We start from the raw sequence: 13,767 nt of genomic DNA on the forward strand, positions 1-13,767 counted from the left end.
GCTCAGGTGTCGGATCTGGTGTAGGCTCAGGTGTCGGATCTGGCGTAGGCTCAGGTATCGGATCTGGCGTAGGATCTGGTGTCGGCTCAGGTGTCGGATCTGGTGTGGGATCAGGTAATTCTGGAGTTTCACTATCAGAAATTCCATCATCGATTAGTTTATTGCTAGGTTCATTATTAGAGCCACCACACCCGCCCAGAAAAATTGTCAGCGCTAACAAGACGAGTAAAAATTTATTTTTCATATTGACTCCGTAATGTATGCAAATTTATGACCCCAAACTCAATTAGACGTTATTACGAGATACTCTCGCACATAAAAATGCACCGATTACTGTTTATTATTGTTAATTTTTTTTGATAAAGTTAGAGGCTGTTGAGCTTTAGAAGTTACTTTTACAACAAGTTGTTCAATACCGAAACAATTAAAGAAATGAGACGTGTAATGACTTGTACGAATATGGAGGCTAGAGTCAAAACCTCAAACGACTACCATTCGGTTAATTTAAGCTATAACAAGATCAGAAACGCCTATTTTTTTAAACTCTAATATCAATACATAGGATATATAATTGTAAAACCTAAGTCGCAATTGTTAACAGTATACAATAATTGTAAATATTATATACATTTATTTGTTTAAAATAGAAACGCTATTGCGTCTTTAAAATAACGTGAGTCAATAACTTCTTAGGTTGCAACAGTAAGATACTTTTAACCTATCGAAATAATTTACAATATTATTTTATCTAACACGCCAGCTTAATAGTTTCTTTAAGTTCCTTGGTAAAATAAGCAAGGCAAATTTCGCGTCAATAACTGGTTATTGCGATTGAAAGGAACGTAGGATTTAAGTATTTTAACCAGTACAGGTGATCAGTAATTTAACGGACTTGGTATAAGTAGCAACTCCAAATGAGTTAAAAGCCGGGGTATAAACGGAGGCGGTATCCTATTATTTTGCTTGGTGTCGTCGCCACCGCGGCAGCATAGAAATTAAGGATGCAATCAGATATGAGGAGGAACTAAAAGTACAAAAAGTTGTGGGAATCCTTCAGATTAAAGTAGCACATACTTTAGATCTCTAAAGGAAACATATTTAATGAAATATTTATAAATCAGAATGTTAAAAAATAATATGCATTATTGCCAGAGCAAAAAAACCTGCCAGCACATCGTCAAACATAATACCAAAACCACCGGTTAGCTTTTTATCTGCTATTGATATTGGCCAAGGTTTAGCAATATCAAAAAGTCGAAATAAAATAAAGCCTATCAGTACACTTTGCCAGCTTACCGGTACCATAAACATAGTAATAAAAAAGCCAGCAAACTCATCCCAAACAATAGCACCATGATCATGCACGCCAACATCACTTGCGGCTTTGCCACAAATATAAACACCTGTGATACAAACAAGTAATACTAGTAATGCGTAATTTAATGGTGTGAGTCCACTCATCAATAAAAATAATGGAACAGCTGCCAGCGTGCCAAAGGTACCAGGAGCTTTAGGTGCTAAACCACTACCAAAACCTAGCGCTAAAAATTGAATAGGATCTGTAAGCTTAAACTGAACATGGCTATTTTTACCTGGCATATCAATACTTTTCAATAAGTTAATAAAGTGAGTCAATTAACTCACTATCTAAGGGATAAATATAACGAATAACAAAGGTGTTATTCGCTAAAGTGCTCAAAACCAACAGTATTAATCGGTGTAGGTTTATTGTTTAAGGTTGTAGAAATAGTTTGTGAGGCATTTAATTGGCCAATACAAGTTACAGGGATCGCAGCATGAGACATTGCTGTTTCCATACCCACTTTATTGTCCTCGCTAACGGTAAACAATAATTCATAATCATCACCCCCCGATAACGCTAGATTAATAGCATCTTCTGTTAACAAGCTATTGCGCATAATAGTAGAGAGCGGTATTGCATCAAGCACAACATTAGCGCCAACATTTGAAGCTTGGCATATATGCCCTAAATCAGCAATAAGACCGTCTGAAAGATCAATAGCGGACGTTGCATACTCACGTAATATTTGTCCACCTAAAACTCTTGGTTTAGGGTAATCAAGTTTACTTCTGATTTTGTCAGTAAACTCAGGGTCTATTTCTGCTTTGCCTAAAATATTTTGTAACGCTAACGCTGCATCACCTAAATTGCCCGTAACATATAACCAATCACCAGCTTTAGCACCAGAACGAGATAAATGGCTATTTTTGGGCACTAAACCTTGTGCGGTAATAGTAATGCTTAATGGCCCTTGAGTGGTATCACCGCCAATAAGCTGTACGTTATAAAATTCGCATAACTCAAAAACCCCCTCACTGAAGGCTTCTAACCATGCCTCATCAACCTCTGGTACGGTGATTGCTAAAGATATCCAGCTAGGCTTAGCGCCCATAGCCGCTATATCAGATAAATTGACAGCAACCGCTTTATGGCCAATAGCTTTGGGATTTGTATCTAAGGGGAAATGTACACCGGCAACTAAAGTGTCTGTGGTAACAACAATATTTTGATTTTCAATCGGTGCTAAAACAGCACAATCGTCTCCGATACCCAGTACTACATCCTTTCGACTGACCGACTGCTTACTGAAGAACTGCTTAATTAGCTCGAATTCTTTCATACTAAACCTTTACTTACACATGTATTGATATTATTCCGTTATACCAATGAATTTTTAGTATAGTTAACCTAAATAGAACCAAAGGAATAAACATAATAAATCACTAACAAGGTTATAACTAAAAACAATATTGATAAAAACATATTGCTGTTATGAACGATGTTAGTGACATTTTTCATCACTTGGATTACTAGGTAGAAACTACTCTTGAGGGCGAATTATTTTAACGGTTTTATCTAATACACCGTTGACAAACTTATGGCTATCATCAGCTGCAAAAGCTTTAGCTAACTCTATCGCTTCATTTATAACAACTTTATAAGGCACTTCAGTGCAGTCTTTTAATTCAAAAACGGCAACACGTAATATCGCTTTCTCTACTTGGTCAATATCATCAAGTGGTCGATCTACGTATGGAGATATTGCTGAATCGATATCAGTAATATTACCCGTTACACCACGTAATAATAATTGGAAGTACTCAATATCAAAGCGACGTTTACTGTTATCCGTAATAAAGTTAACTTCAACATCGTTAACTGGATTTTGGCTAACTTGCCATGAATATACAGCTTGTACAGCTAACTCACGGGCTTTTCTTCTAGGAGACGGTTTCAAAATATGTTTTCACTTTTCTTTAAGATAGTAAATTAATTAGCTAATTAGATTTGTGCTAATACATTAACCATTTCTAATGCACCTAGTGCAGCTTCAGCGCCTTTATTACCAGCTTTAGTACCAGCACGCTCGATAGCTTGCTCAATAGAGTCAGTCGTGATCACGCCAAATGAAACAGGAATACCTGAATCTAAACAAACTTGCGCTAGACCTTTGTTACTTTCACCCGCAACAAAATCAAAGTGAGGTGTACCACCACGGATAACAGCACCAATGGCAATAATGGCATCTACATCACCTTTAGCTGCAACTTTTTTAGCAACCAATGGTAATTCATAAGCACCTGGTACACGAATAACAGTGATATCATTATCATTTACGTTACCGTGACGTTTAAGTGCATCGATAGCACCTTCAAGTAAACTGTCAACAATAAAGTGGTTAAAACGTGATACAACAATAGCGAATTTTTTGCCTTTCGCTTCAAACGAACCTTCAATAATATTCATTTAATAATTCCAATATAGTGTGTCTATAAAATTTGCCGCAATTCTAACAAATTGTGACCCGCTTAGGTACTCGTTTATTAGATTATTGCTTCATAGAAATAAAATTCATCAAAAATCATCGAGTAATGCGTCTATCTCTGCTTCTTGAGCTTCATTGATTATAATAGGAGGTGAGCCATCATGGACTTTATAATTCATATTTTGAAAATAAGCATTTTTAATAAGTGAATACGGATCTTCAGATTCAAGTAGTAGTTGTTCTTGATCACGAATTGCCGCTCTTTTTTCTAAACCTATGATACCTAACCGTACCATGTTCGGCCAAAAATCAATTACGGCAAGAGGCCAATATAAACCATCAACATAATCGCCTACTTCTTCCCTAATAGAGCTAGGCCCTAAGGCTGGAATCACCAAATATGGACCATCAGGAACGCCATATACACCAAGTACTTCACCGAATTCTTCTTGATCACCTGACCAATCAAAGTCACTTGCAGGGTCATAAAATCCTAATAAACCAATAGTTGAATTGAGTACAAAACGACCTGTGCTCTTTGCGGCATCTGTAAACTTTAGTTGTAATAAGTTATTAATAACACTAGCAGGCTCATTTAAGTTTAATGCCATATTATACAAACCAGAACGTAAAAATGGTGGTGTATAAGTGGTGTAAACTTCGGATGCTGGTTTTGCAATAAATTTATCTACATAATCCCAAGTAAACGTCCAAAAAGGTCTGTTAATAACTTCTAAGGGATCTCTTGAGTCACCCACCGTAGGGGGATTATCGTTGTTTTGTTGCTCTGGTGTAGAAGAGCACGCAGAAAGTGTCATTATTAGCGTAACTAATAATGGTCTGAAAATGGACGTTATGACAGAGCTCACTATAGCTTTATCCTTGGCATTAAATATCGATTTGAAAACAAAGCAGTTTAGCATGAAAAGAAAATTTGAGTGAATAGTGTTAGTCTAAAAAATTTTTATTTAAGTTTTTAAGGCTTATGACAGTGATGTTGGTAGTTCTTTAAATATTTTCCCTTCGCACAGCTAGACCAAAAAATTATCGGAATGGGTATTAGATTACGCTTAACTGCGCTTTCGTTGTTGATATACCGAAAGTAACATTTCAACTTCTGCTCGTGGTAATTCACATTCATTGATAATTTCATCAACGTCTGCACCTTTAGCTGCAAGCTTAAAGGCTCGGTTATAAAACTTATCTTGTCCTTGGTTCTCTTGCCATTGCAATAAGCGCTGCTCTTGTTCTACAACTTGGTTTGTTAGGTTTTTAATACGAAGCTCTAATTGTTTAGAGACTTGATTATTTTCAAAGGTTTCTTGTTCGTAATTAGCTTTAATAAGAGCTACTTGCTGTTGAGCTTTATCATTGACTAATTGTAGTTCATTAATGAGAAGTAAAGTACTTTGCACTTGCGCGTCTAACAGCGCTAATTTTTCTTTATGTTGTTTTAAACGAATAAAAAAAATAGTACTCATTAATAACACTAAAAATAGCGCTAAAATAGCAATAATAGGAATAGCTAATAATGACATTGGTACCATGTGCCTTAATAAATTTAGTCTATTTTTAAAGAGAAAAAGCCTGAATGACAGACTTTTACTTTAACGCAATTTAACTTATATACTTTACTTTATAAAATGACTAAAACTGCTTTAGTTCATCCCATTCATCATCAGATAATAATTTATCCAAATCAACTAAAATAAGTAATTCACCATCACGATTAGAAACACCTTGAATAAATTGAGCACTTTCTTCGTTACCAACATTCGGTGCAATATCTATTTCAGACGACTTTAAATAAACCACTTCAGCAACACTATCAACGAGGATACCAATAACTTGTTTTTCTGACTCAATCACAACAACACGCGTATTATCAGTAATATCACAAGGCTCTAAACCAAAACGAGATCGGGTATCAATAACGGTAACGACATTACCACGTAAGTTAAGAATACCAAGTACATAAAGTGGTGCGCCTGGAACGGGTGCTATTTCACTGTATCGTAAAACTTCTTGTACTTGCATTACATTAATACCGTAAGTTTCATTTTCTAACTTAAAGGTAACCCACTGTAATACTTCGTCGTTTGCTTCTGCTTTATCACTTGTACTGCGTCTTATATCAGACATATTATTCGCCTCTTAAATTACTTACTTTTAAACTGTCTATGTTTATTAGCTTAGCTTAACTTAGCATAGACAGGGATAATTTATTATTTTTGGTTAATATCACTGCCTTTATTTAGCAAGTCAATTAACGCACTTACATCAAGTAATGCACACATTTTTTCTTTAACCAAACCTGCTAACCATGGTCTTTTGCTACTGGTATCTAGCCATTTCACTTCATCTTGAGATAATACTACTGTATCAACTAAGTTCTCAGCAAGTAACCCCCACTGACTTTCATCTAACATAATAACATACTGATAGTTTAGCGAATTTTTTAACTTTTCGTCACATTTTTCTGGCATAACCCATAGAGCGGTATCGACTACATTAATTTTCTCTTCCCGATGCAGCATAACGCCTTTAAACCAATCAGGTTTTCCCATTAAACTTGTTGTTTTATCAACCTTGTGAATACCGCCTAATTCAATTAAAGGAACCGCAATAAGTAAACCAGCGACATCAAAGTACATCGCTTGAAAGTTACCTTGTCTATAACTTTTCTCTTTAAGTTTGGCTAATTCATTGTTGTTATTTTCAATAACACTAGATGCGTTATGTTCAGTTGTTAACTTAGTTTTATCTTGCGCTTTATTGCTTATTGCTTGAGAAAGAGCTGGCGTTAAAGGCTCTTTCAGTTGATGAGGCTGAGGTTTATTGTTTTTTGTAGCTATTTCTTTATTTACATCAACTTCTTTTTGTTCACTAACAGTTTTTAAAAGCTTCTCTAAGGATTTATTTTCTTTGTGCGCGAGTGGTTTATTAAACGCTTGTTTAACCGTACGTTGCTTTATTAATTCATGACTTACATCAGGATCTGTTAATAACTCTGATAAATAAGTTCTCATTACATTTTTACTAGCGGATAACGACTTACTCATCTCGCATTTAACCTCATAATTACTTCGCTTGTTGTTTCTTTAAAAAGCTTAATAGACTTTTATACGCTAAGGTTCCTCGAGAAATAGGCGCAAAATCTGAAGGTACTTGTTGTGCTGAACTAGCATTTCTCAAATTAGTGTCAACAGGAACAACCCCTGGCCATATTTTGTTAGTATAAATTTCTTGCAATTTTTTAAAGGCTAAAATAGAAGCTTTAGTTCGCTTATCAAACATTGTTGGCACTATGGTGTATTGAAATTTTTCTGTTTGTTCACCTTGCATTAATTCCATTGTTTTTATCATACGATCAAGTCCTTTCAAGGCAAGAAACTCAGTCTGTACTGGAATAATAATCCTATCAGCAGCTGCTAAAGCATTAACCATAAGTACACCTAACACAGGTGGACAATCAATTAATATATAATCATAACAGTCCGCTACTTTTTGCATTGCTTTTTTAAGCACTAACCCCATACCGCCTTTCGCCCCCATAGAACGATCTAAAGTTGCCAGCCCCATAGTCGCGGGTAAAATATCAATATTAGGGTATTTAGTTGGACACAAGGTTTGTAGAATTTGTTCCCTAGATGATACTTGGCTAAAAAGTTCATACACACTAAGATCTAGATCTTCTGATTCGATACCAAAATAATAACTTAATGAAGCATGAGGATCAGTATCAACTAACAACACTCTATGCCCTTGCTCAGCGAGTATGCCTGCAATTGAAATAGTTGTAGTGGTTTTACCAACACCACCTTTTTGATTTGCTACAGTCCACACTATCAAGAGCATTACTCACTTAGTTTCGTTAACTTTATTTATTCTCAAAAATGGCTAATTACATACCACTTTAATATTTTTAGCTATTTTAATCTTTGTAAATCTTGATACTTAGCTACAGAATTAACTTTTATAAATCTAATGTTATTCACTTTCCGAGCGAGTCGTTATTCTAATGCCACCATTATCTAAGCGAATCACTTTTATCTTATCTGTACTTTCAGGCATTTCAACTTTTGATTTTGGCTTATTGCCCTGCTCTTCTGGATTAACATTGCCTATATCTTTCAAGTTGATGGTTGGTGTATCAACTAAATCCTGCTTGTCTAATCCATATTTTGAAATAGCCACAACTACTTTTCTGTTTTTGGCTCTTCCTTCTTCAGTTAAATTATCTGCACTGGGGTAATATTGACCGTAACCTTCAATGGCCATACGCGCAGGATTTAATCCAAGTTTTTCTAAAATGTGTAAAATATTTGTCGCTCTAAATACTGACAATTCCCAATTTGATGCAAATATTTCATTACTAATCGTTTCATTATCTGTATAACCACGAATACGAATAAAGTTTGTTCCTTGGCCTACGACACCATAAATTGCACTTAAAATAACATCTGCTGATTTGGTAGCTGATGCTGAGCCACTTGGAAATAACAAACCACTATTAAGTTCGATTTCAAGCCAATCACCATCTATTTGTAATTGGGCAAAACCAGATTCAACTAAATCATATAAAGCGCTGTGAAGTTCTTTTTCAAGGGAAGATAAATTACTACCTACTTGTGCATCGGAAATATTTGAAAGACTTTTTTCATCATCAAGTAGCTCTGGCCCAGCAATCTCTAACACTCCATTACCATAAATTTTTTTGTTAGTTTTCGAAGTATTAACCATTAGTAGACCATCGCCATGCCCACGGTTTTTAGACTTTTCATTATCAGCCTGAAAGACTCGCCCAAAAGATTCGGTAATACTTTCAAAAGGGTTTTCGTTAACCATTGCCATAGCATATAAAACAACAAATAAGGCAAACATTAAGGTCATATAATCAGCATAAGAAATTAACCAACGGTGAACATTGTCATGCTCAGTAGTATCTCTTCTCTGACGTTTACGGATCATTGCGCTAACCTAAATGCCGATAGTTTATTTTCAATAACATGAGGGTTTTCACCATTAGCAATAGCGATTAGCCCTTCACAAACCATTTCGCGATATAACGTTTGTTGATGCACGATGGCTCTAATTTTATTAGCAATAGGAATATACAAAAGATTTGCAAAACCAACCCCGTAAATAGTCGCTATAAAGGCTGTTGCAATACCTTGTCCTAATAAGTCTGGATTAGTTAAATTACTCATCGCATGAATTAAACCAAGTACAGCGCCAAGAATTCCAATTGTTGGACTATAACCACCCATCGCTTCATAAATATTGGCTGAACGTAGGTTATGCTCTCGATATAGTTCTAAATCTAATTCTAAAGTGACACGTAAGTTATCAAGTTCGGTACCGTCAACAAGTAAATTTAAGCCTTTTTGAGTAAAAGTATCTTCTATTTCTAATGCCGTATCTTCTAAAGCGAGATAACCAGACTCCCTCGCTTTGGTAGACCAAGTCACTATTTCAATAATACCACGTTCCATATCATAGTAAGGCGGATAAAATATCCATTTTAACAATGAAAGTGCGTGTTTAAACTGAACTAACGATGATTGCAACATAATGGCACCAAGAGTGCCGCCAAAGACAATAATAAATGCAGGTAGTTCAAATAATGCAGAAAGATGACCACCATCAAGGCTAAAGCCAATATAAATAGCTAAAATAGCAGTTAATAAGCCGACAATACTTAACTTATCCACGAAAAACTTCCTTAATCATTGATGCTGACATCAACTCTAAAGGTAATGACAAGTCAGTTAAACCCGCTTTATCAATTGCTTGCGGCATACCGTAAACAACGCAGGTATCTTCGTTTTGAGACCAAATAGTAGCACCTTTAGATTTTAACATTCGAGAGCCTTCTTTTCCGTCAGATCCCATACCCGTTAATATAACACCGAGCACTTTACCGCCAAATGTTTTTGCTGCAGATCCAAAACTGATATCTACACTCGGTTTAAATGTTATTTTGGGGGAATCATCATCAAGTATTTTTATTTTCCCAGCATTTTCATTACCTGTGATAATCATCTGCCTACCACCTGGAGCTAAATAGGCATGTCCCGGCTTTAATACATCGCCATCAGCAGCTTCTTTAACCGATATTTTGCATAACTTATTAAGTCTGCTGGCAAATGCTGCAGTAAAAGCCGCAGGCATATGTTGCACAATTATAATAGGTAGAGGGAAGTTTTGATCTAAATTTGTCAATATTTGTTGTAGTGCTACGGGACCACCTGTAGAAGTACCAATTGCCATTAACTTATATTCTTTTCCTGAACTGCGAGTCACTCCTTTAGATATGTTAGCCGAAGCACTTGCAGACACACTAGTACTATTAACAGTTGTACTTGCTGGTACCTCTCTCGTTCTTGCGGAAGCTGAACTTGATGACATTGTTGCTGCCAACTTAGGTTTCATAAACCTAGGTTTGCGTGCTATTCCTATGACACGTTGGCGTAAGAGGTTACCTGCTTCATCACTGTCTTTTGCAATATCACTAAATTTTTTAGGAAGAAAATCTAATGCTCCGGCCTCAAGAGCTTCTATTGTTGCCTTAGCGCCTTGGTGTGTTAATGATGAAAACATAAGGATTGCTGTAGGGCATTTATCCATAATTTGTTTAACGGCATCAATACCGTTTAACACTGGCATTTCTATATCCATAGTGATCACGTCAGGTTTTAACGAAATAACTTTTTCAACAGCTTCTTTGCCATTTACAGCTACGTCAATAACGTCTAATTGCGGATCTTTATTTAAAATGTCTGTAACTCTTCGTCTGAAAAAGCTTGAGTCATCAACAACAAGTACCTTGTAGGCCATTTAACCTCTCTGATAACGTGTCTATTCACGTTATGTATATGACATTTTCAACATATAAAAATTAACGATCAACGTAGTTACCTAGATAAGTTACGCTTGAAATTAACTGCGTAACTTCATATTTACAGGTGATTTTTTAGCGTAAAACTTCAGTAAATTCGCTATATCTAAAATCAATGCAATACCACCATCACTGGTAATTGTTGCACCAGCCATACCTGGTGTACCATGTAGTAATCTATCTAACGGTTTTATAACAACTTCTTCTTGGCCAATTAAACTATCCACCACAAAACCTATTTGCTGATTACCCAGCTGTACAATAACAACATGACCTTTATCATGTGATTTTTTAACATGATTACGAATTAACCACTGGTCTAAGTAGAATAACGGGATAGCTTTGTCGCGTACAATGATAGTTAACTGTCCATCAACACTATTCGTATTTGATAAATCAAGGTGGAATATTTCATTAACAGAAGCTAATGGTAAAGCAAATGTTTGTTTACCCACGACCACCATTAATGTGGGTAAAATAGCTAATGTTAACGGTACTTTTATTTCAAGTATTGTGCCAACACCTAGCTCTGAATCTATATTAACCGTACCATTTAATTGAGTAATTTTAGTTTTAACAACATCCATTCCAACGCCACGACCAGAGACTTCTGAAATCTCAGTTTTGGTCGAAAAGCCAGGTGCAAAAATAAGGCTATACGCTTCTTTATCTGACATACGAGCAGCGGAGTCAGCATCAAGTACTCCGCGTTCAATGGCAATCTCTTTTAGTTTTTCAGCATTCATCCCAGCACCATCATCTTTAATGGTTAGTAGAATATGATCACCTTCTTGCGAAGCGGAAAGTAACACAGTTCCTTCTCGTGGTTTACCCATTGCTTCACGAACATCTGGGGCTTCTATACCATGATCTACTGAGTTTCTCACTAAATGCACTAGCGGATCGGCAAGTGCTTCAACTAGGTTTTTATCTAAATCGGTTTCTTCACCTTCCAAAATCAAAGAGATTTCTTTTTGTAAGCTACGTGCTAAATCACGAACAACTCGAGGGAAGCGACCAAAAACTTTTTTAATTGGCTGCATGCGTGTTTTCATAACAGCCCCTTGTAAATCGGTAGTAACCGAGTCTAAGTTAGTTACCGCCTTTGTTAAATCTTCATCGTCTGAAACCAAACCTAGGCTGGTTAACCTGTTTCGCACCAAAACTAATTCACCGACCATATTCATGATTTGATCGAGTCTTTTGGTATCTACTCGAACGGTTGTTTCAGCTGGAGGAGCTGGCGGTGGTGTTGGTTTTTTGGCACTATCTTTTGCAATATTTGTTGCTGAAGCTTTGCTTGATTTTTTAGCGGCACTTGCTTTTACAGGTGCCGGTTTTGCTTTCATAGGCTCAACTTTAGGCGCAGGAGTTGAGTTAGCAGAGGTTTCAGATACCTTTTCATCAACATCATTTGAAGAGTCAGCCGCACTCGCTTTAGGAGCATTACCTTTACCATGAAGTTCATCTAAAAGTTTTTCAAATTCAAGATCGTCAATGTCATCACTTGAACTAGTTAAATCGTTATTTGTTGTAGACGAGGTATCCGTTGAAAATGCCCCCTGACCATGTAATTCATCAAGTAATGATTCAAACTCATCATCTGAAATTTCATCACTAGAATCATCAATATTAGATGGCGTTGCAGCTGCTGGCTGAACAACATCATCTTCAATAGTAGGAGAGGCCGACATACTACCTGAGCCATGTAATTCATCTAATAATTTTTCAAAGTCTTCTTCACTCATCTCATCATTTGAATCGTCATCATCTACTGCTGATTCTTCTTCATAAGCGTCCAGAACGTCATTGCTCGTTACGGGCGCAACGTCAATGTCTTGAGTGATACTTTCAGTGCTTTCACTTTCAGGTTTACTTAATCGGTGTAGTTCGGCAAGTAAATTAGGGTCTGCGGGCTCAAGCTCTTCTTTATTTTGCACTAAGACAAACATATCATTAACGGTATCTAATGCCGATAAAATAGTATCCATTAGCTCAGCATTAACCGAACGCTTACCAGTACGCAATAAGTCGAATATATTTTCAGCACCGTGACATACGTCAACTAAATGGCTTAACCCTAAGAAGCCAGCCCCGCCTTTAACAGTATGAAAGCCGCGGAAGATTGAATTTAATAATTCCGCATTATCTACGTCATTTTCGAGTTCAACGAGCTCCTCTGAGAGCGATTCTAATATTTCACCCGCTTCAACTAAAAAGTCTTGTAAAATTTCTTCATCTGCTTCAAAAGACATGCAGTAACTCCCCTTAAAATCCTAAACTTGATAAAAGATCATCAACATCATCTTGATCTTCTACTACATCATCTCGTTTTTTAGTATCAACAATTGGTCCTTCAACAAGATTTTCACCTACTTTAGGAGTCTCTTTATCTTTAGCCAATTCTGTTGATAACCCAAAAGCTGTCAGCATATTTATTAAACTTTCTTCAACTTCTATCACTAATTCAATAACTTTACGAATTACTTGCCCAGTAAGATCTTGAAAGTCTTGTGCCATTAACACATCAGTCATTAAGTCATGTATATGGCGTGTTTCTTTACCTGTGTTTTTTAATAACGTATCTATATCTAGGCATAACGATTTAAACTCTGTTAGGTTTAATTCGTTATTCATTAACTTTGTCCATGACGGATTTACCGCAGCAACTTGATCGGAAATAGTATCAACAACAGGAAAAATAGCTTCAACAGCATCCATTGTTTTATTTGCCGCTTCTTCAGTACGGGTAATGACATAATTCAAACGTTCTTTAGCATCGGGAATATCAGCTTTAGCTAAATCATTTAACCTGGAATCTACTTGAAAATTAGTTAAAGAATCATGAAGTTGTCGTGTCAACTTACCAATTTCAGCAAACAGCTCAGAGTTAATAGGGCTCTGAATACCAGAAATGATAGCATCGGCTTCTTTTTGCTTTCCCGACTCTAAAAGATCAACCAAAGATCTTGCTTGCTCTAACGAGATCCGACTTGTAGTGGGTATACTCATGCAAAGTCCTTAATACAATAAGTTATTTAAACCTTACTTTAGCTGTATGTATTAGATCAGCTAAAG

At 36.2% G+C, this 13,767-nt stretch carries 15 protein-coding genes; all 15 read right to left on the bottom strand.

The genetic code is table 11. The features are described 5' to 3' along the window. On the bottom strand, positions 1–244 hold a 244-nt coding region (locus KO502_RS04370; protein ID WP_216021348.1), incomplete at its 3' end, for a hypothetical protein. Positions 245–1,125: 881 nt separating this feature from the next. After that, positions 1,126–1,599 (bottom strand): phosphatidylglycerophosphatase A, encoded by a 474-nt coding sequence (locus KO502_RS04375; protein WP_216021349.1) that lies wholly within the window; start codon positions 1,597–1,599, stop codon positions 1,126–1,128. Between the two features lie 80 nt (positions 1,600–1,679). Next, positions 1,680–2,642, bottom strand: a complete 963-nt coding sequence (gene thiL, locus KO502_RS04380; RefSeq protein ID WP_216021350.1) for a thiamine-phosphate kinase — start codon at positions 2,640–2,642, stop codon at positions 1,680–1,682. Positions 2,643–2,843: 201 nt separating this feature from the next. Beyond that, entirely contained in the window at positions 2,844–3,260 is a 417-nt protein-coding gene (nusB, locus tag KO502_RS04385) for a transcription antitermination factor NusB (RefSeq protein ID WP_216021351.1), read from the bottom strand. 44 nt (positions 3,261–3,304) lie between these two features. Beyond that, positions 3,305–3,769, bottom strand: coding sequence for a 6,7-dimethyl-8-ribityllumazine synthase (gene ribE / locus KO502_RS04390; RefSeq protein WP_216021352.1), 465 nt, complete (start codon positions 3,767–3,769; stop codon positions 3,305–3,307). A 108-nt stretch (positions 3,770–3,877) separates the two neighbouring features. Then, a complete protein-coding gene (locus KO502_RS04395) occupies positions 3,878–4,606 on the bottom strand; it encodes a VacJ family lipoprotein (RefSeq protein WP_252730506.1) in 729 nt (242 codons plus the stop codon). Between the two features lie 252 nt (positions 4,607–4,858). Beyond that, positions 4,859–5,326: a DUF2802 domain-containing protein gene (locus KO502_RS04400; RefSeq protein WP_216021354.1), complete on the bottom strand. Its 468-nt coding sequence runs from the start codon at positions 5,324–5,326 to the stop codon at positions 4,859–4,861. 109 nt (positions 5,327–5,435) lie between these two features. After that, positions 5,436–5,930 (bottom strand): chemotaxis protein CheW, encoded by a 495-nt coding sequence (locus KO502_RS04405; protein WP_216021355.1) that lies wholly within the window; start codon positions 5,928–5,930, stop codon positions 5,436–5,438. A gap of 83 nt (positions 5,931–6,013) precedes the next feature. Continuing rightward, positions 6,014–6,850: a chemotaxis protein CheW gene (locus KO502_RS04410; protein WP_252730507.1), complete on the bottom strand. Its 837-nt coding sequence runs from the start codon at positions 6,848–6,850 to the stop codon at positions 6,014–6,016. 19 nt (positions 6,851–6,869) lie between these two features. Then, positions 6,870–7,640: a ParA family protein gene (locus tag KO502_RS04415; protein WP_216021440.1), complete on the bottom strand. Its 771-nt coding sequence runs from the start codon at positions 7,638–7,640 to the stop codon at positions 6,870–6,872. Between the two features lie 138 nt (positions 7,641–7,778). Next, positions 7,779–8,759 (bottom strand): flagellar motor protein MotB, encoded by a 981-nt coding sequence (locus tag KO502_RS04420; RefSeq protein WP_216021356.1) that lies wholly within the window; start codon positions 8,757–8,759, stop codon positions 7,779–7,781. Further along, positions 8,756–9,502 (bottom strand): flagellar motor protein, encoded by a 747-nt coding sequence (locus KO502_RS04425; protein WP_216021357.1) that lies wholly within the window; start codon positions 9,500–9,502, stop codon positions 8,756–8,758. Before KO502_RS04425 ends, KO502_RS04420 begins: the two co-directional genes overlap by 4 nt. Beyond that, positions 9,495–10,628, bottom strand: a complete 1,134-nt coding sequence (locus tag KO502_RS04430; RefSeq protein ID WP_216021358.1) for a chemotaxis response regulator protein-glutamate methylesterase — start codon at positions 10,626–10,628, stop codon at positions 9,495–9,497. The genes KO502_RS04425 and KO502_RS04430 overlap by 8 nt, the downstream gene beginning before the upstream one ends. Positions 10,629–10,730: 102 nt before the next feature. After that, positions 10,731–12,944 carry a chemotaxis protein CheA gene (locus KO502_RS04435; RefSeq protein ID WP_216021359.1) on the bottom strand — a complete coding sequence of 738 codons (2,214 nt, stop codon included), beginning with the start codon at positions 12,942–12,944 and terminating at the stop codon, positions 10,731–10,733. Positions 12,945–12,957: 13 nt separating this feature from the next. Continuing rightward, positions 12,958–13,701: a protein phosphatase CheZ gene (locus tag KO502_RS04440; RefSeq protein WP_216021360.1), complete on the bottom strand. Its 744-nt coding sequence runs from the start codon at positions 13,699–13,701 to the stop codon at positions 12,958–12,960. Between the last annotated feature and the right edge of the window lie 66 nt (positions 13,702–13,767).

Source organism: Colwellia sp. E2M01, assembly GCF_018860585.1.
Classification (GTDB): domain Bacteria; phylum Pseudomonadota; class Gammaproteobacteria; order Enterobacterales; family Alteromonadaceae; genus Colwellia.